Source organism: Streptomyces sp. NPDC048650 (genome assembly GCF_043199095.1).
GTDB lineage: Bacteria > Actinomycetota > Actinomycetes > Streptomycetales > Streptomycetaceae > Streptomyces.
Window position 1 is genome coordinate 51,599 of the sequence record NZ_JBICVM010000011.1, and the last position, 23,447, is coordinate 75,045.

17 protein-coding genes are annotated in these 23,447 nt (G+C 71.4%); 8 read left to right on the plus strand and 9 right to left on the minus strand.

All coding sequences use genetic code 11. From position 1 onward, the window contains the following. Positions 1–157: 157 nt before the first annotated feature. A complete protein-coding gene (locus ACGFML_RS27510; protein ID WP_393548085.1) occupies positions 158–1,792 on the plus strand; it encodes a UvrD-helicase domain-containing protein in 1,635 nt (544 codons plus the stop codon). 261 nt (positions 1,793–2,053) lie between these two features. After that, positions 2,054–2,368 (plus strand): DUF6343 family protein, encoded by a 315-nt coding sequence (locus tag ACGFML_RS27515; RefSeq protein ID WP_393548087.1) that lies wholly within the window; start codon positions 2,054–2,056, stop codon positions 2,366–2,368. A gap of 635 nt (positions 2,369–3,003) precedes the next feature. Here ACGFML_RS27515 and ACGFML_RS27520 read toward each other — a convergent pair. The 5 genes from ACGFML_RS27520 to rpsA form a co-directional block, all read right to left on the minus strand. Beyond that, positions 3,004–3,414 (minus strand): tetratricopeptide repeat protein, encoded by a 411-nt coding sequence (locus ACGFML_RS27520; protein WP_393548089.1) that lies wholly within the window; start codon positions 3,412–3,414, stop codon positions 3,004–3,006. Positions 3,415–3,560: 146 nt separating this feature from the next. After that, on the minus strand, positions 3,561–4,004 hold the full coding sequence (locus ACGFML_RS27525) for a cupin domain-containing protein (protein ID WP_393548091.1): 444 nt from the start codon (positions 4,002–4,004) through the stop codon (positions 3,561–3,563). A gap of 23 nt (positions 4,005–4,027) precedes the next feature. Further along, entirely contained in the window at positions 4,028–4,618 is a 591-nt protein-coding gene (gene coaE / locus ACGFML_RS27530; RefSeq protein ID WP_393548093.1) for a dephospho-CoA kinase, read from the minus strand. 257 nt (positions 4,619–4,875) lie between these two features. Continuing rightward, positions 4,876–5,829, minus strand: a complete 954-nt coding sequence (locus ACGFML_RS27535; RefSeq protein WP_393548095.1) for a PAC2 family protein — start codon at positions 5,827–5,829, stop codon at positions 4,876–4,878. A gap of 700 nt (positions 5,830–6,529) precedes the next feature. Then, entirely contained in the window at positions 6,530–8,053 is a 1,524-nt protein-coding gene (rpsA, locus tag ACGFML_RS27540) for a 30S ribosomal protein S1 (RefSeq protein WP_393548096.1), read from the minus strand. Positions 8,054–8,422: 369 nt separating this feature from the next. On the opposite strand from rpsA, the gene ACGFML_RS27545 reads away from it, so the two are divergent. After that, on the plus strand, positions 8,423–9,238 hold the full coding sequence (locus ACGFML_RS27545; RefSeq protein WP_393548098.1) for a class I SAM-dependent methyltransferase: 816 nt from the start codon (positions 8,423–8,425) through the stop codon (positions 9,236–9,238). Continuing rightward, a complete protein-coding gene (gene hrpB, locus ACGFML_RS27550) occupies positions 9,235–11,763 on the plus strand; it encodes an ATP-dependent helicase HrpB (RefSeq protein ID WP_393548425.1) in 2,529 nt (842 codons plus the stop codon). Before ACGFML_RS27545 ends, hrpB begins: the two co-directional genes overlap by 4 nt. Here hrpB and ACGFML_RS27555 read toward each other — a convergent pair. The 3 genes from ACGFML_RS27555 to ACGFML_RS27565 all read right to left on the minus strand — a co-directional run bounded on the left by ACGFML_RS27555 (position 11,750) and on the right by ACGFML_RS27565 (position 14,875). Beyond that, positions 11,750–12,742, minus strand: a complete 993-nt coding sequence (locus tag ACGFML_RS27555) for a DUF3068 domain-containing protein (protein ID WP_393548100.1) — start codon at positions 12,740–12,742, stop codon at positions 11,750–11,752. The two genes, hrpB and ACGFML_RS27555, sit on opposite strands and share 14 nt — an antisense overlap. A gap of 16 nt (positions 12,743–12,758) precedes the next feature. After that, on the minus strand, positions 12,759–12,893 hold the full coding sequence (locus ACGFML_RS27560) for an SPW_0924 family protein (protein ID WP_393548102.1): 135 nt from the start codon (positions 12,891–12,893) through the stop codon (positions 12,759–12,761). A gap of 197 nt (positions 12,894–13,090) precedes the next feature. Next, the gene (locus ACGFML_RS27565; RefSeq protein WP_393548104.1) at positions 13,091–14,875 is read right to left on the minus strand and encodes a lytic transglycosylase; all 1,785 of its coding nucleotides are present in this window, start codon (positions 14,873–14,875) and stop codon (positions 13,091–13,093) included. Positions 14,876–15,028: 153 nt separating this feature from the next. On the opposite strand from ACGFML_RS27565, the gene ACGFML_RS27570 reads away from it, so the two are divergent. Beyond that, on the plus strand, positions 15,029–15,910 hold the full coding sequence (locus ACGFML_RS27570; protein WP_393548106.1) for a DUF4184 family protein: 882 nt from the start codon (positions 15,029–15,031) through the stop codon (positions 15,908–15,910). A gap of 25 nt (positions 15,911–15,935) precedes the next feature. Here ACGFML_RS27570 and polA read toward each other — a convergent pair whose 3' ends face one another. Beyond that, complete coding sequence (gene polA, locus ACGFML_RS27575) at positions 15,936–18,677, minus strand: DNA polymerase I (RefSeq protein ID WP_393548108.1); 2,742 nt, start codon at positions 18,675–18,677, stop codon at positions 15,936–15,938. Between the two features lie 179 nt (positions 18,678–18,856). Here polA and ACGFML_RS27580 point away from each other — a divergent pair, with 179 nt between their 5' ends. From ACGFML_RS27580 to ACGFML_RS27590, 3 genes are all read left to right on the plus strand, one after another. Continuing rightward, positions 18,857–21,151, plus strand: coding sequence for an FdhF/YdeP family oxidoreductase (locus ACGFML_RS27580; RefSeq protein ID WP_393548110.1), 2,295 nt, complete (start codon positions 18,857–18,859; stop codon positions 21,149–21,151). Positions 21,152–21,227: 76 nt separating this feature from the next. Beyond that, a complete protein-coding gene (locus ACGFML_RS27585; RefSeq protein ID WP_393548112.1) occupies positions 21,228–21,701 on the plus strand; it encodes a PaaI family thioesterase in 474 nt (157 codons plus the stop codon). 470 nt (positions 21,702–22,171) lie between these two features. Beyond that, positions 22,172–23,392 (plus strand): branched-chain amino acid ABC transporter substrate-binding protein, encoded by a 1,221-nt coding sequence (locus tag ACGFML_RS27590; protein ID WP_393548427.1) that lies wholly within the window; start codon positions 22,172–22,174, stop codon positions 23,390–23,392. The last annotated feature ends 55 nt before the right edge of the window (positions 23,393–23,447 follow it).

A 23,447-nucleotide genomic window follows, 5' to 3' on the forward strand; every position in this document is an offset into this window, starting at 1 on the left:
GCGAAGTAGCCGGCCCCGCAATGCGGACGACTTCGTCTCCGCACCCCGCGAGCGGAGTTATCCACAGGCCGCACCGCACTTCCCCGCCACACGCCGCAAGCCGCTACAGTCGACCACATCGTCACTCTAAGTAATCGAAATCTCCCAGGGAGCCACCATGTACACGCCCACCCCCACACCCGCTCCCACACCCGCTCCCACTTCCACTCCCACTTCCACTCCCACTCCCACTCCCACTCCCACTCCCGAGCAGAGCGAAGCCGTCGACGCCTTCCGCGCCGGTGCACACCTCGTACTGCAGGCCGGCGCCGGCACGGGCAAGACGACCACCCTCGCGATGCTCGCGCATGCGACACGGCGCGACAGGCGGCTCGGCCGCTATATCGCCTTCAACAGAGCCATCGCCCGCGATGCCGCCCGGAGATTTCCCGCCGGAGTGACCTGCGGGACCGCGCACGCCCTCGCATACGCGTCGGTCGGCAGGAACTACCAAGCGCGGATGAACGCCCCCCGACGGGCCGGCTGGCGGACGGGCGCCGCGCTCGGTATCGACGAGGGCATGTGGGTGCGCATCGGCGCCCGCAAGGTCGACAACAGAGCGCTCTCCCACACCGTCCTGCGCACGGTCACCCGCTTCTGCCAGTCGGCCGACAAGGAGATCGCGCGCCATCACATCCCACCCTTACGCGGAGCCGAATCGCCGGCCCAGCATGATCAACTCGCCGGTCTCGTCCTGCCGTACGCGCGCAAGGCATGGGCCGACCTACAACATCGGGATCGCGGCGTGGTGCGCTTCGAGCACGATCACTACCTCAAGATGTGGGCGCTGCGAGAACCCCTGATCCGGGCGGACTTCCTGCTTCTGGACGAGGCGCAGGACACCAATCCCGTCGTCGAGCAGATCTTCGCGGCCCAGCGTGCCCATGCGCAGCTGGTACTCGTCGGCGACTCCGCCCAGGCCGTCTACGGCTGGCGCGGAGCACGCGATGTCATGACGGGCTTCGACGGCCAACAGCTCACCCTCTCCCGCTCCTTCCGCTTCGGGGAGGCTCTGGCAGCGAAGGCCAACCGGTGGCTGACGATCATCGGCGCGCCCATCCGGCTCGCGGGCTCGCCGCAGCTGGCAACGGAGTTGACGTCGGTGCCCGCGCCGGAGGCCGTCCTGTGCCGGTCGAATGTCGGGGCCATGGTGGAGGTGATACGGCAACTGGAGGCGCATCGCAGAGTCGCACTCGCCGGCGGCGGCGAGACGTTGAGCGCCCTGGCCCGGGCCGTGCACGACCTCGAGGCGGGTCGGCGCACCACGCATCCCGAGCTGATGCTCTTCGAGTCCTGGCCGGAACTGCGCGAGTACGCGGAATGTGACCCTGCCGGACGGGATCTGCTGCCTCTGGTGGAACTCGTGGACGAGCACGGCACGGCGGCCGTCCTACGCGCCTTGGACCGGCTCTCACCGGCGAACTACGCCGAGGTGACCGTGTCCACGGCGCACCGCGCCAAGGGGCGGGAGTGGGCGAGCGTACGCATCGCCGACGATTTCACTGGCCCCGGCGATCTCGACGAGCGCGCAGAGGACGGAACCCCGCTCCCCGGCCCGATCGACCTGGACGAGGCGCGCCTGGCGTATGTGGCGATCACCCGCGCCCGATCGCAACTCGACCTCGGGGGCCTGTCCTGGATCAACAGCCACCCGGCCGGCGATCCACGCCCCGCCTCCACCCCTCCGGCTGCGACAAGCCCCACCCACCACGGTCCGGCACTGCGCAACGACCGAGCAGGAGGTGACCGATGACCACTCGGGACCACGGGAGCTCCGGAACACCCGAACACCCGAACACCAGAACACCCGAACTCCGGAACGGGAACACGGAAGCCCGGAAACCGGGGGAAGCGACCAGGACTCACACCGCTCAGGCAACCGATGCGCCCGGAACACCAGACAGGTGCTGTGGCCGCATGGTCGGCGATCAGTGGCCCGGGTCAGTGGTCAGCGATCTCCGACCAGTGGCTGACGCGTCGATCGGGAGGATCCTGGAGGTGGGAGATGGATGCCATGCGTACAGGAAATGAGCCGCTGCAGGCACGCAGCCCCCTGAAGATCCGCTGCGGTCTGGCGTTGTGGGGGATGCTGTGGGCCGTCGCAGGAGCCGTTGCCTTTGCGATGGCCGGCCGACCGGAGTGGGCAGCGGCGTGTGCCGCCGTGGCGATGCTGGCAGCCACGGACCTGACCCTCGTGATACGGCACATCCACCAGGGACCGCACTACCAGCCGGGGAAGGAGATACCGCCCTACGAGCCGGACCGGGGCAGGAACGAAGCTTTCGGGAGCTGGACCACCCGCCGCCACAGGCGTGACACCAAGCCGTAGGCCTCAGACCGGCGCGACGACGGAGCCTGTGTCCGCGCTGCCCCACACCCACTTTCCTGCCGTGGGCACATCGCCACGCCACCACCTGCTCGAACCATGCGCGCCATCACCACCCACCCGCGTCAAGAAGCGTCTCGATCACTACCGGCTCACCGGTGACCTGGCCAGTACGCCGATCCGGTCGCAGTGATCGAAGGCAGCCCCCGAGCCCTTGGCGAGAGCTGCGGGGAAACGCCGCGGTGCCACGCACCACAATGGCTGACTCCTGCCACGAGCGGGTCGCGCCACGAACGGGGTCGAGGGCCGGGCGCGCGAGCAAACCCATGGGGCGAGAGCGTTCAGAGGGCGACGGGGGTGGGACTGAGGGCGAGAGTCGGGCGCAGAGGCCGAGACTTTCGCGGAAACGTCGAGACGTTGGGGGCGGGGGCCTGGGGAGGGCGGAGGCGGGGGAGGGAGGGGGCGGGGGGAAGGGGGGAAGGGGGGAAGGGGGAAGGGGGAAGGGAGGCGGCGGGGCGGATGAAGGGCCACCGAGCCCACCTGGCCCCCGACCGAACACCAACCCCCACCCCCCAACCCCCAACCCCCAACCAACCCAACCCCCACCCCACCAACGCGCACATCCCCGCAGCAGACCGCTACTGGGAACCGTCGCCCGCGCCAGATCCCTGTTCGCCGCTCCCGCGTCCGGGCGCGAAGCGGGCCGCTTCGAGGAACTCCGGGCGGGGCTCCAGGGCAGCCGCCAGACGGAAGTGGCGTAGCGCTTCATCGGCTCGGTTGGCGCGCTCCAGCGTGCGGGCCAAGGCGAAATGGGCGAAGGCGTTGGCGGGCTCGCGCTCCAGGACGAGCTGGAACTCGAGCTCCGCCGAGCGCAGTTGGGCGCCCAGGAAGAAGGCGCGGGCGCGCAGCAGGCGGGCCGCCGTGTTCTCGGGGTGGGCGGTGATGACCGGATCCAGCAGCCGGATCGCTCCGCGCGGATCGCGGGCAGCCAGCAGGTGTTCCGCCGCGCGGAAGTCGATGACGTGCGTCTCGGGGCTGCGCTCGGGCACGGGTCGTCTCCTCTCCGTAGCCGTACGGGCGACCCTGATCGGCCACCCGTACGGCGTTACGTGCGGCACAACAACTGCGTCAGTCACCGCATTCCCGCCCGGAAGGGGCAGGAACCGGGCTGTGGCCCCTACGGACACCGGGCCCGTTACAGGCTGATGTGGTACGCCTTGCGCAACGTCTCGTGCACGGTCCACTGGGTCCGGTCGCCCTCACGCAGGACGCAGGCGTCGCCCGGCCCCACCTCGAGCACCGAACCGCCCTCCACCTCGATGGTGGCGCGTCCGCTCACGACCACGAAGAGTTCGTTGGCCTCGGTGTCGGTCACCACGCCGGGTGTGATCTGCCAGATGCCCCGGATCTGCTTGCCGTCGGGCGATTCCCACAGGACCTTGCCCGTCACTTCCGGCTCACCGGAGACGATCTGGTCCGGGTCCAGCGGTTCCGGCTCCAGATCGGCGTCAGCGATGCCGGGTATGTTCACGACGAAGGAGGCGGGCGCGGGCGCGGCACCCACGGCGGGGGAATCGGCCGGGGCGGCGGTGGCCTCGTCGGTGTCGGGGGCCTGGGCGGCGAGATCGGTAGCAGTCATGGCGGCGAGGCTATCCTCCGGCCTCAGGCGCCGCGCAGTCGCTCCCATACCTCGCGGACCTGGGGCTCCAGCGCTTCCAGCGGGCCGTCGTTGTCGATGACGAGGTCCGCGACCGCCAGCCGTTGTTCGCGGGACGCCTGTGCGGTCATCCGGGAGGCGGCCTCCTCCTGGGTCATTCCGCGCAGGCGCACCAGACGGTCCAGCTGGGTCTGCGGGGCGGCGTCGATGACGACGACGAGGTCGTAGAGCGGCGCCAGGCCGTTCTCGGTCAGCAGCGGCACGTCATGGACGACGACGGCGTCCGGCCCCGCCGATGCCTCGAGTTCGGCCGAGCGCGCACCCACCAGGGGGTGGACGATCGCATTCAGCGCCTTGAGTTTCTCGGGGTCGGCGAAGACGATGCCGCCCAGCTTCGGCCGGTCCAGGGTCCCGTCCGGGGCGAGTACGTCGTCCCCGAACTCCGCGACCACCGCCGCGAGGCCGGGCGTTCCCGGCTCGACGACCTCACGTGCGATCTTGTCCGCGTCGACGATCACCGCTCCGTACGACGCCAGCAATCGCGACACCTCGCTCTTGCCTGCGCCGATCCCACCGGTCAGCCCCACCTTCACCATGCGCCCACGCTATACGGTCCCCGGACACCGCACAGGGGCCGGCCTCCAAGCGAAACACAGAGCGTCATCGGGCATCGGGCATCGAGCATCGGGCATCGGGCATCGGGCATCGGGCATCGGGCATCGGCCGAACGCCGGGAAGGGCCAGGAAGAGGCTGATCACCGGGTGGCAGCGGCTCGGTCCCACAGGACGTCACGGAAAGGACGGCCCCGCAGCAGCCTGACAATCCCGCTGCTCCCACCGCCGGCCGGTGCCCTCAAGCCGCTCCCCCGCCGCCTTCGGACTCCCGCTCCGCCAGGAAGCGCTCGAATTCGCGGCCGATCTCGTCGGCCGAGGGGAGTTCCACTGCTTCGGCGACCAGGTTGCCCCGAGTCTCCGCTCCGGCGACCGCGTCGTACTGATGCTCCAGTCCGCTGACCAGAGCGACCAGTTCCTCGTCGCCCTGGGAGATCTGGCGCTCGATCTCCTCCTGCGTCCGCAGCGCCTCCGTGCGCAGCGCGTGCGCGGCGCCGGGCAGCACCAGGCCCGTAGCCGCCGTTACGGCTTCCAGGGCGGTGAGCGCGGCGTCCGGGTACGCGGAGCGGGCGATGTAGTGCGGGACGTGCGCCGCGACGCCCAGGACGTCGTGTCCGGCCTCGGCCAGCCGGAACTCGATCAGCGACTCCGCACTGCCGGGCACCTTCGCCTCGTCGAAGAAGCTGGTGTGTCCGGGCATCAGGTCCGTACGGTTGCCGTGGGGAGTGATGCCCACGGGGCGGGTGTGCGGGACGCCCATCGGGATGCCGTGGAAGTTGACCGACAGACGCACCCCCAGCCGCTCGACGATCTGGCGCACCGCCGCCGAGAAGCGTTCCCATTCCACGTCGGGCTCGGGCCCGGAGAGCAGCAGGAAGGGTGCGCCGGTCGCGTCCTCGACGAGTCGAAGATCGATGCTGGGTGCTTCGAAGTCGGTCCAGCGGTCGCTCTCGAAGGTGAGCAGCGGCCGCCGCGCGCGGTAGTCGATCAGCCGGTCGTGGTCGAAGCGGGCGACCACGCGGGATGTCAGGCCGTCCAGCAGCCGCTCCACGATCTGGTCGCCGGTTTCACCGGCGTCGATGTAACCGTCGAAGTGGTACAGCAGCACCAGTCCGGCGGAGTCCGTGGCGGCAGCCGCCTCGACCGCTGCGAGCCCACTCGGCTCCCATTCGTACAACCCCTGGGGATCCAACACAGTGACCGCTCCTCCTCGTATCCGTGGGCAAGAACGTCCGGGCACGGGCTCACATTCCCGTGGTGGCGCTCCGTGCCCACGCACGGCGCAAAACCGCCTTCCACGGCGCTGCCATCCCGCACCATGCCCACCGCCCGCCCCGCCCCCTCCCCCGCGCCCGCGCCCGGGCCCGCCCACGGAGTCCGCCCGGCGAGGTGTGGTGACGTGAACTCCCCCACGCCCAAGCCGTTCACCAGAGCCCAGCATGTCCACATGCATGAGTCCACAGAGCCAAAGCAAGGGGCAGGAAGAGGGACAGGGCAAGGGCGGAAGACCTCAACTCGGCAACCTCCACGCCGCGTTGCCCTACCCCTCCGCCCTTGCCTTCGCCACCGCCCTCGCGCTCGATGCCTCCACCGCGGGTGGCGCGGGTGGCGTGGCCTCCCGGATCGCTCTCACCGGTTCGTCGAAGGCCGTGCTCACGGCGGGCGGTTCGGCTACGGGCTGCACTCGGACGGCGCCTCGAACGCCGTGCCCGGGGCCTCGCCATCGTCCGGATCCGGGGGACGCCGCAGAGCCCCGACCCGCCAAGCCCGAGACGGCAGAGTCCCGGACCCGCACCGTCCCGGGACCCCGGTCCCCTCCCCGGACACGACGAAGGCCCGTTCCCCGGGGAGGGGAACGGGCCTTCGCCTATCGGCTAGTGCCTAGTGGCAAGAGCTCAGCTCTGGCCGCCGGCCAGCTTCTCGCGGAGCGCGGCCAGGGCCTCGTCCGACGCCAGGGCGCCGGAGTTGTCCGCCGACTCCGAGGAGTACGAGCCGCCGGAGACGTTGCCGCCGCCACCGGTGCTGCTGGCGCCGCCGGTCGCCGCGGGAGCCGCAGCACCCTCGGCCGCCGCCTGCTCGTCGGCCTCGCGGGACTTGATGACCTGAGCCTGGTGCTGCTCGAAGCGCTGCTGCGCCTCGGCGTACTGGTTCTCCCAGGCCTCGCGCTGGGTCTCGTAGCCCTCGAGCCAGTCGTTGGTCTCGGGGTCGAAGCCCTCGGGGTAGATGTAGTTGCCCTGGTCGTCGTAGGACGCGGCCATGCCGTACAGGGTCGGGTCGAACTCGACCACCGACGGGTCGGCACCGAAGGACTCGTTGGCCTGCTTCAGCGAGAGGCTGATGCGGCGGCGCTCGAGGTCGATGTCGATGACCTTGACGAAGATCTCGTCGTTGACCTGGACGACCTGCTCCGGGATCTCGACGTGGCGCTCGGCCAGCTCGGAGATGTGGACCAGGCCCTCGATGCCCTCGTCGACGCGCACGAACGCACCGAAGGGAACGAGCTTGGTGACCTTACCCGGGACGACCTGACCGATCTGGTGGGTCCGGGCGAACTGCTGCCACGGGTCTTCCTGGGTCGCCTTGAGCGACAGGGACACGCGCTCGCGGTCCATGTCGACATCCAGGACCTCGACCGTGACCTCCTGGCCGACCTCGACGACCTCGGAGGGGTGGTCGATGTGCTTCCAGGACAGCTCGGAGACGTGCACGAGACCGTCGACGCCGCCCAGGTCCACGAACGCACCGAAGTTGACGATCGAGGAGACGACGCCGGAGCGGACCTGACCCTTCTGGAGGGTGGTGAGGAAGGTCTGGCGGACCTCGCTCTGGGTCTGCTCCAGCCAGGCACGGCGGGACAGGACCACGTTGTTGCGGTTCTTGTCCAGCTCGATGATCTTGGCCTCGAGCTCCTTGCCCACGTAGGGCTGGAGGTCGCGCACGCGGCGCATCTCGACCAGGGAGGCCGGCAGGAAGCCACGGAGGCCGATGTCGAGGATGAGACCACCCTTGACGACCTCGATGACGGTACCGGTGACGATCCCGTCCTCTTCCTTGATCTTCTCGATCGTGCCCCAGGCACGCTCGTACTGAGCGCGCTTCTTGGACAGGATGAGGCGGCCTTCCTTGTCCTCCTTCTGGAGAACCAGGGCCTCGATCTCATCACCGACGGCGACGACCTCGTTGGGGTCGACGTCGTGCTTGATGGAGAGCTCGCGGCTCGGGATGACGCCTTCGGTCTTGTAACCGATGTCGAGCAGGACCTCGTCCCGGTCGACCTTCACGATGACGCCGTCGACGATGTCGCCGTCGTTGAAGTACTTGATCGTCTCGTCGATCGCGGCGAGGAAGGCTTCCTCGTTACCGATGTCGTTGACCGCAACCTGCGGGGTGGTGGCGGTGGTCTCGGTGCTGCTCGTCATGTGGGTAAAGGCTCCGGTGCGGACATTGAAGTCGTAGGTACTGCTACGCCGAGAGCCGTTATCGCCTCTGCACAAGCCGGACAGCGTCGGAGGCGCACTCTCCGGACGCCCCGACCTTGACCGGAACATCCAAAGGCGCCTCAAAAACCGAGAGGTGCATACAGATGCGAGCGCGGCCTGCTCCGTCTGAGGCGCGCAAGCCCGCAGCGCAACTTGTAGCATACGGGCGCAGCCGGACACGGTCAATGCGCGAACGCGCACGCCAGGGGTGGAACGCCCCATAACCGGCACACGCGATGTTCCGCGAGGTCGAACGGCCTCACAGTCCCTGCAGCTCCAAGCAGAGCGAAGACTACGACGACGGGCGCGATGAACCAAGAGCACGAGCCGGAGGCGACCCGACGTGACGCCTCGGACACGGAAAGCAACCGAGCCAGCCGGGGCTGGTGGGACGGCAATGCGGACGAGTACCAGAGCGAGCACGGCGCGTTCCTGGGGGACGACCGGTTCGTGTGGGGGCCGGAGGGGCTGGACGAGGCGGAAGCGGGACTGCTGGGCCCGGCGGCGGAGCTGAAGGGGCGGCGGGTCCTGGAGATCGGGGCCGGTGCTGCGCAGTGCTCGCGCTGGCTGGCGGCGCAGGGTGCACGACCGGTGGCGCTCGACCTGTCGCACCGGCAGCTGCAGCACGCGCTGCGGATCGCGGACGGGGCGGTGGACGAGCCGCAGCTGGTGGAGGCGGACGCCGGGGCCCTGCCGTTCCGGGATGCCTCCTTCGACCTGGCGTGTTCGGCGTACGGCGCGATTCCGTTCGTCGCGGATCCGGTGCGAGTGCTGCGTGAGGTGCGCCGGGTGCTGCGGCCCGGTGGCCGGTTCGTGTTCTCGGTGACGCATCCGATCCGTTGGGCGTTTCCGGACGAGCCGGGGCCCGAGGGGCTGTCGGTGGGGGCCTCGTATTTCGACCGGACACCGTATGTGGAGCAGGACGAGAGCGGTCGGGCGGTGTATGTGGAGCATCACCGCACGGTGGGCGACCGGGTGCGGGATGTGGTGGCCGGCGGGTTCCGCCTGGTGGATCTGGTCGAGCCGGAATGGCCGGAATGGAACTCTCAGGAGTGGGGCGGCTGGTCCCCGTTGCGCGGGAATCTGATCCCGGGGACGGCAATCTTCGTGTGCGAGGCCCCGTGATCCGGCGCGAGGCTCTGGAGCGGCTGCCGGTCCGGGAGGCGCTGCCCGCCTTGCGGGAGGCGCTGGAAGAGGTCGGTGCGGCCGTGCTCTGTGCGCCGCCGGGGACGGGCAAGACGACGTTGGTACCGCTGGATCTGGCGGGGCTGACGGGTGCGGGGCCGGCGCGGCGGGTGCTGGTCGCCGAGCCGCGGCGGATCGCGGCCCGGGCGGCGGCGCGGCGGATGGCCTGGCTGCTGGGTGAGAAGGCGGGCGACCGGATCGGTTTCACGGTGCGTGGCGAGCGGCGGGTGGGGCCCCGGACCGTGGTGGAGGTGGTGACCACCGGGGTGCTGCTGCAGCGGCTGCAGCGGGATCCGGAGCTGGCCGGGGTGGACGTAGTGGTGCTCGACGAGTGCCACGAGCGGCATCTGGACGCCGATACGTCGGCGGCCTTCCTCCTGGACGTACGGGAGACGCTGCGGCCGGAGCTGCGGCTGGTGGCCGCGTCGGCGACGACGGATGCCGAAGGGTGGGCGCGGCTGCTGGGCAGTTCGGGTGCGGCCGCGCCGGTGGTCGAGGCGGCGGGTGTGGCGCATCCGGTGGCGGTGGTGTGGGCGCCGCCGGAGCGGCCGGTACGCCCGCCGCACGGGATACGGGTGGATCCGGCGCAGCTGGCGCATGTGGCGGCGGTGGTGCGGCGGGCACTGCGTGAGCAGAGCGGCGATGTGCTGTGTTTTCTGCCGGGTGTCGGGGAGATCGGGCGGGTCGCGGGCCGGCTGGCCGGGGTGGACGCCGAGGTCCTGCAGGTGCACGGGCGGGCTCCGGCGGAGGTGCAGGACGCGGTGCTGGCGGGCGGGGACGGCGGCCGGCGGGTGGTGCTGGCGACGTCGGTCGCGGAGTCGAGTCTGACGGTGCCCGGGGTGCGGGTGGTGGTGGACAGCGGGCTGGCGCGGGTGCCGCGGATGGATCATGCGCGGGGGCTGAGTGCGCTGACGACGGTGCGGGCGTCGCAGGCGGCGGCGCGGCAGCGGGCCGGGCGGGCGGGACGTCTGGAGCCGGGGGTGGTGTACCGGTGTTGGTCGGAGGGGGAGGACGGACGGCTGCCGCGATTCCCGGATCCGGAGATCAAGGTGGCCGATCTGACGGCGTTCGCGTTGCAGGCGGCGTGTTGGGGTGATCCGACGGCGTCCGGGCTGGCGCTGTTGGACGCGCCGCCGGCGGGTGCGCTGGCGGCGGCGCGGGAGGTGCTGACGGCGATCGGCGCGGTGGATGCGGACGGCCGGGCGACCGGGCGGGGAGCCCGCATGGCGCGGCTGGGACTGCATCCGCGATTGGGCCGGGCGTTGCTGGACGGTGCGCGGGAGGTCGGGGTGCGGCGGGCCGCGGAGGTGGTGGCGCTGCTGAGCGAGGAGCCGCCGCGGGCCTATGGGGACGATCTGGCGGCGGCGTGGCGTACGGCGCGCCGGGGTGGTGACGGGTACGCGGCGCGGTGGCGGCAGGAGGCGGGACGGCTGACGGCGGCGGCCGAGGGTGCGGTCGACGGTGGCGGGTCGGGGGCCGGGGACGATGCCGATGCGGGGCTGGTGGCGGCGCTGGCGTTTCCGGAGCGGGTGGCGCGGGCTCGGGGGGCGGGCAGCTTTCTGATGGCGTCCGGGACGGGGGCCGAGCTCGGTGGGGAGGGCTCGGCGCTGCGGGATGCGCCGTGGCTGGCGGTCGCGGTGGCGGACCGGCCGGTGGCGGCGGCGTCGGCCCGGGTGCGGCTGGCGGCGGTGATCGGGGAGGAGACGGCCGTTGCCGCGGCGCGGGCGCTGTATGTGTCGGGTGAGGAGGTGCGCTGGTCGAACGGGGACGTGGTGGCCCGGAGTGTGACGCGGCTGGGGGCGGTGGAGTTGGCGGTCCGGCCGCTGGCTGCGCCCGATTCCGCGCTGGTGCGGGAGGCGTTGGTGGCGGGGCTGCGGCGGGAAGGGCTGTCGCTGCTGCGGTGGTCGGCGGCCGCGGAGTCGGCGCGGCAGCGGATGGCCTTTCTGCACCGGGAGGTGGGTGCGCCGTGGCCGGATGTGTCGGATGCGGCGCTGTGGGAGCGGGTCGAGGAGTGGCTGGGGGTGGAGCTGGGGCGGGCGCGGCGGCGGGCGGATCTGGCGCGGGTCGACGCGGGGCACGCGCTGGCGCGGTTGCTGCCGTGGGCGACGGGTGAGGCGGTGCGGTTCGACGAGCTGGCGCCGGAGCGTATCGAGGTGCCGAGTGGTTCGCGGGTGCGGGTGGACTACTCCGGTGACCAGCCGGTGCTGGCGGTGAAGTTGCAGGAGTTGTTCGGGTGGCAGGTCTCGCCGCGGGTGGCCGGTGGCCGGGTGCCGGTGCTGGTGCATCTGCTGTCGCCGGCGGGGCGGCCGGCCGCGGTCACGGCGGATCTGGCGTCGTTCTGGCGGGACGGGTACCGCGCGGTGCGGGCGGAGTTGCGTGGGCGTTATCCGCGGCATCCGTGGCCGGAGGATCCGTCGGCGGCCGAGCCGACCCGGTATACGGCGGCACGGTTCAGGCGGGGCTGAGTTCGGGCCGGGCGGATTGTGGGGGCGGGGCGGTGCGGGGGCGGCGACTGCGCGCCTCGAGGAGGAGGCTCAGGGCCAGCAGGGCGGCGCCGAGGGTGAGGAATCCCCAGGGCAGGTAGCTGGTGAGCAGCAGGACGAGGGTGCGCTGGGACTTCACGAGGGCCACGGTGGAGGTGACGTAGTCGTCGCGCATCTTCACATGGCCGGCGAACGCGGTGACCTTGCCGCCGCCGGGCAGGAGTTGGCCGCCGCGCAGCTCTTCCTTGTGGATCTCCTGGCCGTTGACCGGTGCTCCGGTGACGGGGTCGACCCAGAACATCCGCTTGGTGGTGTACCAGCGGGTGGTGCCCATTTTTTCGACGGCTTCGGGGGTGATGCCCTTGACCGGCATCTTGCGGGGCAGCGGGACCTTGGTCCAGGGGATGGTCTGCTCGAAGTAGTAGACCTCCAGGCCGTGGAAGGTGGTGGTGCGCTTGTAGTGGATGGGGGCGGAGGTGCGGGTCTGGGCGTCGAAGTAGGTGTAGTCGCGCTTCTCGGTGAGGAAGGGCCACTTGTACTCGATGCCCTCGCGGCGTACCCGGTTGCCGTCGACGCTCTCGCCGGTGGCGTGGACGGGTTCTTGGGAGTGGGCGTCGAAGATGTAGCGCTCGGGGATCTCGGAGACCATTTTGCCGTCGGGTCCGGCCACGTAGGACAGGGTGTCCCAGACGACGACGTCGCGGCCGGCGGTCCGTTCGATGCGGTCGGAGGCGGCGACGTCGCCTTTGAGGGTCTGCACGATGGTGATCTTGGGGACCTTTTTGGCCTTCATGGTCCCGTAGTCGACGAGGGTGGCGGGTGCCGCCTCGAGGACCATGTCCTGGTACTGGCTGGGCGGGATCTTGGCGAGCCGGGGGAAGGCGTACCACCGCAGGAGGGGGGACAGGGCGGTGAAGAAGACGGCGAGGGCGAGCAGGATCAGGCTGGCTGTGCGGCGCATGCGGCGGCGTCCCTCCCTAGGGGTGTTCGGGGACGGTGGTCAGCAGCGGCTTGGGTGAGGTGGATCCGCTGGGGGCGCCGATCGCCGTGATGGTGAAGACGAGGGCGAGTGCCGCGGCCAGGCCGACGGCGGCTGCTGTCAGGGCGCGCATGGTCGGCCTCCCACGGAGCTGATACGGCGTCAGGGCGGGGGCACCGTAGCAACGGGCGGTCGAGATGAGAACACGTTGCACAGGGCGTCGCCGTCCGGCCCTGGACGGCGGGCCGGACGGCGACGGGCGGGTGGGGTGCGGCGGGGCCGGTCCCTGACGGAGGTCGGTCCGTGACGGGATGCGGTCCGCGGCCGGGTTCAGTCCGTGGCGGGCGGGGTGACCTTCAGTTCGACGGTGAGCCGGGCACCGTCGGCGGTGGTCAGCCGGAGCAGGAACGTCCCGGTGTGGGTGTCGGTGCGGATCTCCGGGAGCGTCAGCAGGCCGTCGGCGTCCGTGGTCAGGTGGGTGAGGATGCGTACCGGCTTGTCCTTGTCGGCGCCGGTGGCGTGGGGGTCGGTGAAGTAGGGGCCCTTGTCGTTCTCGGCGGGCTTCTCCGGGTCATCGGTGATCATGGTCGCGGTGATGTCCACGCCGGCCACCGCCTTGCCCTGGTACGTGGCCCTGAGCTGCACCGCGTCGTCCGCGAACGCCTGGCCTGCGGTCGCCGTCGGCGGTGCGTCCGCGGTGCGGGTGAGGGCGTCGGCCCGGGGCGCCGGTCGGGCCGTGACCCGTGCGGCGAGGTCGACGGCGGGCACGGCGCGGCCGACGGCGCGGGCGCGGAGGGTGAAGGCGCCGGTGCGCTCGCCCGCGTGGAGTGTGGGTGCGGTGGCCAGGCCGTCCTTGCCGGTGGTGACGGTGACGGTGGTCGCGTCGCGGGGGAAGCGGGTGTCGGTGGTGGCGGGGAGGGTGAAGCGGACGGCGGCGCCGGCGACCGGCCTGCCGTGCGCATCGCGGGCGCGGACCTGGGGCGGTGTCGGGAAGTCGGCGCCGGCGGTGGCGGTCAGGTGTGCGTCGCCGGTCCGGTCGAGGGTGGCAAGAGGTGCGGGGTCGGCGGGCCGGGGTGGGGTGGGGCTCGGCCTGGGCCCGGGGGCCGGGGGCGTGGTCGGCCTGCCGGGGGCGTCGGGGGTTCCGGTGGCGCCGCCGGGGCGGGCCGGTGTCGGCTTGCGGGGAGTGCGGTGGGGGCTCGCGCCCTTGCCCTTCGTGCCGCCCGCGGTGGGCCGGTGGCCGGTGGCGCTCCGCCCGTCGGCGGCGCCGCCGGTGGCGGTGGGGCCGCCCCGTCGTGCGGGGAGCACGCCCTTGCCGTCGGGGACCTCGTGGGTGCCGTTGCGGTAGAACGCGTACCAGGTCAGGACCGTGCGCAGGTAGGCCGCGGAGTCGTTGTAGCCGAGGATCGCGCGGTCGAGGTCGGCCCGTGCGGACAGATCGCGGCCGCCGGCGCACAGATAGCGGCCGGCGGCGAGCGCCGCGTCGAAGACGTTGTGGGGGTCCTTCTTGCCGTCGCCGTTGCCGTCGGCGCCCCAACCGGCCCCCTGGAGGCCGCCGTCGGACCAGGTGGAGGGGATGAACTGCATCGGGCCGACGGCGCGGTCGTGGGTGCGGTCGCCGTCCAGGAGGCCGCCGTCGGTGTCCCTGATGAGGGCGAAGCCGTGGCCGTTGAGCTGCGGGCCGAGGATCGGCGCCAGGGTGGCGCCGGTGGCGTCGACGGCACCGCCGCGTGCCTGGCCGGACTCGACCTTGCCGATTCCGGCGAGCAGTTGCCAGCGCAGTCGGCAGCCGGGGTCGGCGGCGTCGATGCGCGCCTCGGCCTTTTTGTACGCGGCCAGGACGGTGGCCGGGATGCCCGCCTCGGCGGGGCCGGTGGCGGCGGGACCGGTGCCCGGGTGCGGGGAAGGGCTGTGCGGGGCGGGCCTGTTGAGGGGCGGGAGGTCGGCGTAGTAGCCCGAGCCGCCGTCGATGGGGGGCGGGGTGGGGTCCGGTTCGCGGGCGGCCGCGCTCTCCGTGGCGGGCGGGGCCGAGGAGGCGGTCAGCGCGGCCAGCGCGAGCGCCGCCACGGCCGTGGACGCCGCTTTCCTCCGGAGCCGTCGCCCGAATGTGGCTGCCATGCGTGCCGTCCCCTCCCCGTTGACCCACCGCGCGAGCCGCGCGGTATCGCGCCCCCCGGCGCTCCAACTCAGGTGACATTACGACAACTCGGGCCGAGCAGCCACCACTCCCATCGACCGACATAATGATCCGAATCGATCAAGGAGAGGGCCATGCCGTTCACGCTCAGTCATGCGGCCGCGGTGCTTCCGGGGATCCGCCGCACGGGCGAGGGGCGGGGCCGGCTGGTCGCCTCTGCTCTTGTGGCGGGCTCGTTCGCGCCGGATCTGCCGTACTACGCGGACTCGGTGGTGCCCGGTGGAATGGCGTTCGGTGCGGTGACACACAGCCTGCCGGGCGTGCTGACCGTGGATGTCGCCCTGACCGCGGCGCTGGTCGCGGGCTGGCTGCTGGTGCGCGAGCCGATGGTGGCGATGCTGCCGCGGGCCTGGCAGGGGCGGGTGTACCGGTTCGCCCACGGCCGCCCCTGGCGGGGGCGGGGTCCGCGCCAACTGGCCGCGGTGGCGGCCTGGTTCGTCGTCTCCGCGGTGCTCGGCTGCGCCTCCCATGTCGTCTGGGATGCCTTCACCCACCCGGGCCGCTGGGGCACCCGGCTGGTTCCCGTGCTCAACACCTGGGCCTGGGGCAGGCCGGTCGCCGCTTACGTGCAGTCCGCCACCTCGGCGCTCGCACTGGCGGCCATCGGCTGGTTCGTGTGGACGGCGCTGCGGGGCGGACGGGGCGAGGCGCCCTCGGCCGCCGTACCCGCCCTGACCGTACGGCAGCGGCTGCTGCTGGCCGGGCCGCTCGCGCTGTGCGTCGTCGCAGGTGCGGCCGGCCGCACGCTGCGGGCGTATGCCGTCTACGGCACCCGGGCCACGTGGTTCGACTACCTCCCGTCCGCGCTCTTCGGCGCGGGCGCCGGTCTTGCGGCCGGGCTGCCCGTGGCCGCGGTGGCCGCCCGGCTGCTGCACCGCCGTGCGCGCCGCCGGCGCGGTGCCGACGGAGGCCCGGGCTCGGCGGGTCGGGCGGCGGGGCCGGCCGCCGGCGGCTGACCGGGGCCGCCCCGCTCCGCGGCGCTCAGTGCGCCGCGGACTCCCAGTCCTTTCCGGAGCCGACCGAGACGTCCAGGGGGGCGCTCAGTTCGACCGCGGCGGCCATTTCACGGCGGACCAGTTCCTCGACCTTCGTGCGTTCGCCGGGGGCGATCTCGACCACGATTTCGTCGTGGACCTGGAGCAGCATCCGCGACTGGAGCCGCGCCTCGCGCAGGGCCGCGTCGACCTTGAGCATGGCGATCTTGACGATGTCGGCGGCGGTGCCCTGGATGGGGGCGTTCAGAGCCATCCGCTCGGCCATCTCGCGGCGCTGGCGGTTGTCGCTGTTGAGGTCGGGGAGGTAGCGGCGACGGCCGAGGATCGTCTGGGTGTAGCCGGTGGCGCGGGCCTCCGCGACGACGCGCTGGAGGTAGTCGCGCACCCCGCCGAAGCGCTCGAAGAAGTTGTCCATCAGCTTGCGGGCCTCGTCGGGCTGGATGCCCAGCTGCTGGGAGAGGCCGAAGGCGGACAGGCCGTAGGCCAGGCCGTAGGACATCGCCTTGATCTTGCGGCGCATCTCCGGATCGACCTGGTCCTTGGCGACCGAGAAGACATGGGAGGCGACGGTGGTGTGCAGGTCCTCACCGGAGGTGAACGCCTCGAGCAGGCCCTCGTCCTCGGAGAGATGAGCCATCACCCGCAGCTCGATCTGGCTGTAGTCGGCGGTCAGCAGCGACTCGAAGCCCTCGCCGACGACGAAGCCGCGGCGGATCGCCCGGCCCTCGTCCGTGCGCACCGGGATGTTCTGGAGGTTGGGGTCGGTGGAGGACAGCCGGCCGGTGGCGGCGACGGTCTGGTTGAAGGTGGTGTGGATGCGGCCGTCCGTCGCGATGGTCTTGATCAGGCCCTCGACCGTGGTGCGCAGCTTGGCCTGCTCGCGGTGACGCAGCATGATCACCGGGAGTTCGTTCTCGGTCTGGGCGGCCAGCCAGGCGAGCGCGTCGGCGTCGGTGGTGTAACCGGTCTTGGTCTTCTTGGTCTTGGGCAGGCCCAGTTCACCGAAGAGGACCTCCTGGAGCTGCTTGGGCGAGCCGAGGTTGAACTCATGGCCCGCGGCGGCGTGGGCCTCCTGCACGGCCTGCTGGACCGCGCCCGCGAACTGCTGCTCCATCCGCTCCAGCCAGCCGCGGTCGGCGGCGATACCGGCCCGCTCCATCCGGGCCAGCAGGGCGCTGGTGGGCAGTTCCACGTCGCGCAGCAGCTCGGCGGCGCCGACCTCGGCGAGCCTGGTCCCGAACGCGTCTCCCAGGTCGAGGACCGTGCGCGCCTGCCCCATCAGGGCGTCCGCCTGGGCCTCCTCCTCGGCGCCGAAGGCCAGTTGGCCGTCGCCGGCGGCGGCCGGGGCCAGATCGCGGCCCAGGTACTCGATGGACAGGGCGTCCAGGGCGAAGGAGCGGCGACCGGGCTTGACCAGGTAGGCGGCGAGGGCGGTGTCCATGGTGACGCCCTCGATGAGCCAGCCGTGCTCGCCGAAGACGCGCATCAGGCCCTTGGCGTTGTGCATCACCTTGGGCCGGGCCGGGTCCCCGCTCCAGGCGGCGAAGGCCCGCTCGTCGGCCTCGTCCAGCTGGGCGGGGTCGAACCAGGCGGCCGGGCCCCCGGGGGTGGCCAGGGCCACCTCGGCGACGCTGCCGCTGCCCAGGGTCCAGACGTCGACGGTGGCGACGCCCAGCGGGCCGGTGCCGTGTGCCTCCAGCCACGGAGCGAGTGCGCCGGCGGCCAGGACCGTGCCGTCCACCTCGACGCCGCCGGCAGGTGCCGTCTCCTCGGCGGCCTCCTCGGCGGTGCCCGGGTCGACGGCGTGCAGCCGGTCGCGCAGGCCCTGGTTGCGGATCTCCAGGGCGTTGAGGAACACCTTGAGGGCCTCGCGGTCGTACGCCTGGCGGGTCAGTTCGCCGGGGCCGCAGGGCAGCTGGACGTCGCGGATCATCTCCGTCAGACGGCGGTTGAGCTTGACCGCCTCCAGGTGCTCGCGGAGGTTGGCGCCCGCCTTGCCCTTGACCTCCTCGGCCCGCTCCATCAGCTCGGCGAAGGAGCCGAACTGGTTGATCCACTTCGTGGCGGTCTTCTCGCCGACGCCGGGGATGCCGGGGAGGTTGTCCGACGGGTCGCCGCGCAGCGCGGCGAAGTCCGGGTACTGGGCGGGGGTCAGGCCGTACTTCTCGAAGACCTTCTCGGGGGTGAAGCGGGTCAGCTCGGAGACGCCCTTGGTGGGGTAGAGGACGGTGACGTCGTCGGAGACCAGCTGGAAGGAGTCGCGGTCGCCGGTGACGATGGAGACCTCGAAGCCCTCGGCGGTGGCCTGGTGGGTGAGCGTGGCGATGACGTCGTCCGCCTCGAAGCCCTCGACCGCGAACCGCTTGACGTGCATCGCGTCGAGGAGCTCGCCGATCAGCTCGACCTGGCCCTTGAACTCGTCGGGCGTCTTGGAGCGGTTCGCCTTGTAGTCGGGGAACTCCTCGGAGCGCCAGGTCTTGCGCGAGACGTCGAAGGCCACCGCGAAATGCGTGGGCGCCTCATCACGCAGGGTGTTCGCGAGCATCGACGCGAAGCCGTAGATCGCGTTGGTCGGTTGCCCCGTGGCGGTGGTGAAATTCTCCACGGGCAGGGCGAAGAACGCCCGGTATGCCATGGAATGCCCGTCCATCAGGAGCAGGCGGGGACGACCGCCCGCCGCCGCCTCGGTGCCGGTCGCTTCGCTCTTCTTCGCTGCCTTTGCTGCCACGCCCCCGATCCTGCCACGCCCCACTGACAATCCCCGCCGCGGACGCCCCGCCCCCGCCCGCACCACCCGCGGATCCCCCCTGCCCCTCCCCCGCCGTCCGTGACAGGATCCGATGTGCACGGCAACGATCCGCCCGGCCCGGCGGACCCGGCACAGCTCACGGCTCAAGGGAGAGCGCCATGGCAGGCAAGCCGCCCGCGTCGGACCCCGTCCAGGACGCGCCCCAGGTCAGCGAGCCCCAGCGCTCCGCCGTCGGCCTGCCGGCCATCACCCACGCGCTGCGCATCTCCCAGCAGCAGATGGGCGTCAAGCGCACCGCCCTGACCCTTCTCCGGGTCAACCAGAAGGACGGCTTCGACTGCCCCGGCTGCGCCTGGCCCGAGGGCGACAAGCGGCATGCGGCCGAGTTCTGCGAGAACGGCGCCAAGGCCGTCGCGGAGGAGGCCACCCTGCGCCGCGTCACCCCGGACTTCTTCGCCGCGCACCCCGTCGCCGACCTCGCCTCCCGCAGCGGCTACTGGCTCGGCCAACAGGGCCGCCTGACCCACCCCATGTACCTCGCCGAGGGCGCCGACCGCTACGTCCCCGTCCCCTGGGAGCGGGCCTTCGACATCATCGGCGAGGAGCTGACCGCCCTCGACTCCCCCGACGAGGCGGTCTTCTACACCTCCGGCCGCACCAGCAACGAAGCCGCCTTCCTCTACCAGCTCTTCGCCCGCGAGTTCGGCACGAACAACCTGCCGGACTGCTCCAACATGTGCCACGAGTCGTCCGGCTCGGCCCTCACGGAGACCCTCGGCGTGGGCAAGGGCAGCGTCCTGCTGGAGGACCTCTACAAGTCGGACCTGATCATCGTCGCCGGGCAGAACCCGGGGACCAACCATCCGCGGATGCTCACCGCCCTGGAAAAGGCCAAGGCCGGGGGCACGAAGATCATCTCGATCAACCCGCTGCCCGAGGCCGGCCTGGAGCGCTTCAAGAACCCGCAGACCCCCCGCGGCCTGGCCGGTGGCGGCACCGCCCTGACCGACCTCTTCCTCCAGGTGCGCCTCGGCGGCGACCAGGCACTCTTCCGCGCCCTCAACCGTTTGATCCTCGACACCGACTCAGCCGTCGACGAGGAGTTCGTCCGTGCACACACCCACGGCTACGAAGAGTTCGCGCGCACCGCCCGCGCCGGCGACGACTGGGACGAGACGCTGCGCGCCACCGGTCTGACCCGCGAGGAAATCGACCGCGCGCTGGCCATGATCCTCGCGTCGCGGCGCACGATCGTGTGCTGGGCGATGGGCCTGACCCAGCACAAGCACTCCGTCCCCACCATCCAGGAAGTGGTCAACTTCCTGCTGCTGCGCGGCAACATCGGCCGCCCCGGCGCAGGCGTGTGCCCCGTGCGCGGCCACAGCAACGTCCAGGGCGACCGCACCATGGGCATCTTCGAACGTCCCGCGCCCGCCTTCCTGGACGCCCTGGAGAAGGAGTTCGGCTTCGCGCCGCCCCGCGAGCACGGCCTCGACGTCGTACGGGCCATCCGCGCGCTGCGCGACGGGCAGGCCAAGGTGTTCTTCGCGATGGGCGGCAACTTCGTCTCCGCCACCCCCGACACCGACGTCACCGAGGCGGCCATGCGCCGCGCCCGCCTCACCGTGCACGTCTCCACCAAGCTCAACCGCTCACACGTGATCACCGGCGCCCGGGCCCTGATCCTGCCCACCCTGGGCCGCACCGAGCGCGACCGGCAGGACGCCGGCGAACAGTTCGTGACCGTCGAGGACTCCATGGGCATGGTGCACGCCTCACGCGGCCGACTGGAACCCGCGAGCCCCCAGTTGCTGTCGGAACCGGCGATCGTCGCCCGCCTGGCCCGGCGGGTCCTGGGCGCAGCCAGCCGCACCCCCTGGGAGGAGTTCGCGAAGGACTACGCGACGGTCCGCGACCGCATCGCCCACGTCATCCCGGGCTTCGAGGACTTCAACACCAAGGTCGCCCACCCCGGCGGATTCGCCCTGCCGCACGCCCCCCGCGACGACCGGCGCTTCCCCACCGCCACCGGCAAGGCCAACTTCACCGCCGCCCCGGTCGAGTACCCCGCCGTCCCCGAGGGACGGCTGCTGCTGCAGACGCTGCGCTCGCACGACCAGTACAACACCACCGTCTACGGCCTCGACGACCGCTACCGCGGCATCAAGAACGGCCGGCGGGTGGTGCTCGTCCACCCCGCCGACGCCAAGGCCCTGGGCCTGGCCGACGGCGCGTACGCGGACCTGGTCAGCGAATGGACGGACGGCAGCGAGCGGCGCGCACCCGGCTTCCGGGTCGTGCACTACAACACCGCCCGCGGCTGCGCGGCCGCCTACTACCCCGAGACCAACGTCCTCATCCCGCTCGATCACACCGCCGACACCAGCAACACCCCGGCGGCCAAGTCCGTGGTGATCCGGCTGGAGAGCACCGGGCCGGACACCCCGCGCTGAGCGCCCGCTCAGGGGACTGATAGGAACAGGCACGGATCGACGACGATCACGGGCGAGCGAACGGAGCCGTAGGGCCATGGGTGAGCAGAGCACGACCAAGTTTCCGCAGGAGATCCTCGATCAGTGGGCCGGTCTCGGCCTCGACCTGCCCGCCCTGTTCTCCGCCGGGCACCTCGGCGAGCGGATGAGCGTACGGGTCCTGGAGGCCGCCCCGGAGCGGGTCGTCGGCACCATGCCGGTCGAGGGCAACACCCAGCCCTACGGACTCCTGCACGGCGGCGCCTCCGCGGTACTCGCCGAGACCCTCGGCTCGGTCGGCTCCATGCTGCACGGCGGCCCCACCAAGCTCGCCGTCGGCGTCGACCTCAACTGCACCCACCACCGAGGCGCCCGCTCCGGCCTGGTCACCGGCGTCGCCACCCCCGTGCACCGCGGCCGCTCGACCGCCACCTACGAGATCGCCATCACCGACGAGCAGGACAAGCGGGTGTGCACCGCCCGACTGACCTGCATGCTGCGCGAGGTCGACGCCGACGCCTACCGCGTCTGAGCCACTCGCACCGCGACACCGCGGCCCCGCACCCGTCGACCGGGAGCGGGGCCGCACGCATTTTCGTCACACTGCGTAACACGCCGTTCATCCCGCACCGGCGCCATCTCCCCGGCCCCGCAACGGCGTTGCCACCCCCTCGCCCACCACGTCCGCTTTCCGGACGGCGCACCGACCGCCCGGACCAGTTTCCCGCGGGGAAGTGCAAGTTCGCCTTCCGCACCGCGTTCGCCCCAGCGTGTAAGGAGCATGAGGGCATAACGCTCATCGCAGGTCATAACAAGAGCGTCACATCCTGCACAGCGCCTCTGCCGGGGCGCCGAACTGCGCTCTAGAGTTCACCGCCAGTCACCGCGCCGAGGGGCGCGCTGCGAGCACGGCCGCTGTACCCCTCCGTACAGCCCGCGCGAAACGGCCATGCGACAGCCGTGGCCGCGCCAGGGAAAGGACTGATCGTGCGTCACCGTTCCTTGATCATTCTCACCACCGCGGTCGCCACCGGCGCCCTCACGCTCTCCGCGTGCGGCTCCCGAGGCGACGACAAGAGCGGCGACGGCTCGAAGACCACCGTCGTCATCGGCCTCGACGCCCCGACCACCGGCGAGCTCTCGGCCCTCGGCCTGGGCATCCGCAACTCCGCCCAGCTCGCCGTCGACACCGCCAACAAGGCGGGCGAGGTCAAGGGCATCACCTTCAAACTCGAAGCCCTCGACGACAAAGCGCTCCCCAACGTCGGCCAGCAGAACGCCACCAAACTCGCCGGCGACAAGGACGTCCTCGGCATCGTCGGCCCGCTCAACTCCGGCGTCGCCCAGTCCATGCAGCAGGTCTCCAAGCAGAACAACGTCACACTCATATCCCCGGCGAACACCACGCCCGACCTGACACAGGGCAAGGACTGGCGGCAGAACAAGCGCGCCCGGCAGTTCCCCACCTACTTCCGCACCGCGACCACCGACGAGGTCCAGGGCGCCTTCGACGGCCAGTACGCCTGGGAGAAGATGAAGGTCAAGAAGGTCTACGTCATCGACGACCAGAAGACCTACGGCGTCGGCCTCGCCTCCTCCTTCAAGGACCAGTTCAGCAAGCTCGGCGGCAAGATCGCCGGCACCGAGCACATCAGCCCCGACGACCGCGACTTCAAGGCCGTCGTCTCCAAGGTCAAGTCCGCCAAGCCCGACCTGGTCTTCTACGGCGGCGAATACCCCGCCTCCGGCCCACTCAGCCAGCAGCTCAAGGACGGCGGCGTCACCGTCCCCCTCATGGGCGGCGACGGCATGTACAGCGGCGACTACATCAAGCTCAACAAAAAGGCACAGGGCGACTACGCCTCCTCCGTCGGCAAGCCCGTCGAACAACTCGCCTCCGCCAAGAAGTTCATCGCCGACTACAAAGCAGCCGGCTTCAAGGAGGCCTACGAGGCCTACGGCGGCTCCACCTACGACGCCACCTGGTCGATCATCCAGGCCGTCAAGAAGACCGTCGCCGACAACGACGGCACACTCCCCGACGACGCCCGCGGCAAGGTCGTCGAGGCCATGAACAAGGTCACCTTCGACGGCGTCACCGGCAAGGTCGCCTTCGACAAGTACGGCGACACCACCAACACCATGATCACCGCCTACCAGGTCGACAAGGGCAACTGGACCGCCCGCTTCAGCGCCGAATTCAAGAAGTTCGACAAGAGCTGACCGCTCGCACGGCCCACCACCGTGCCGCGCCAGGGCGCAACCACCCCTGGCGCGG

What these genes read in the sequence shown, in the direction of transcription:
- ACGFML_RS27510 (WP_393548085.1), top strand. Translation starts at nt 158, where the DNA reads ATGTACACGCCCACCCCCACACCCGCTCCCACACCCGCTCCCACTTCC.
- ACGFML_RS27515 (WP_393548087.1), top strand. Translation starts at nt 2,054, where the DNA reads ATGCGTACAGGAAATGAGCCGCTGCAGGCACGCAGCCCCCTGAAGATC.
- ACGFML_RS27525 (WP_393548091.1), bottom strand. Translation starts at nt 4,004, where the DNA reads ATGACTGCTACCGATCTCGCCGCCCAGGCCCCCGACACCGACGAGGCC.
- coaE (WP_393548093.1), bottom strand. Translation starts at nt 4,618, where the DNA reads ATGGTGAAGGTGGGGCTGACCGGTGGGATCGGCGCAGGCAAGAGCGAG.
- rpsA (WP_393548096.1), bottom strand. Translation starts at nt 8,053, where the DNA reads ATGACGAGCAGCACCGAGACCACCGCCACCACCCCGCAGGTTGCGGTC.
- ACGFML_RS27545 (WP_393548098.1), top strand. Translation starts at nt 8,423, where the DNA reads ATGAACCAAGAGCACGAGCCGGAGGCGACCCGACGTGACGCCTCGGAC.
- ACGFML_RS27555 (WP_393548100.1), bottom strand. Translation starts at nt 12,742, where the DNA reads ATGCGCCGCACAGCCAGCCTGATCCTGCTCGCCCTCGCCGTCTTCTTC.
- ACGFML_RS27560 (WP_393548102.1), bottom strand. Translation starts at nt 12,893, where the DNA reads ATGCGCGCCCTGACAGCAGCCGCCGTCGGCCTGGCCGCGGCACTCGCC.
- ACGFML_RS27565 (WP_393548104.1), bottom strand. Translation starts at nt 14,875, where the DNA reads ATGGCAGCCACATTCGGGCGACGGCTCCGGAGGAAAGCGGCGTCCACG.
- ACGFML_RS27570 (WP_393548106.1), top strand. Translation starts at nt 15,029, where the DNA reads ATGCCGTTCACGCTCAGTCATGCGGCCGCGGTGCTTCCGGGGATCCGC.
- ACGFML_RS27580 (WP_393548110.1), top strand. Translation starts at nt 18,857, where the DNA reads ATGGCAGGCAAGCCGCCCGCGTCGGACCCCGTCCAGGACGCGCCCCAG.
- ACGFML_RS27585 (WP_393548112.1), top strand. Translation starts at nt 21,228, where the DNA reads ATGGGTGAGCAGAGCACGACCAAGTTTCCGCAGGAGATCCTCGATCAG.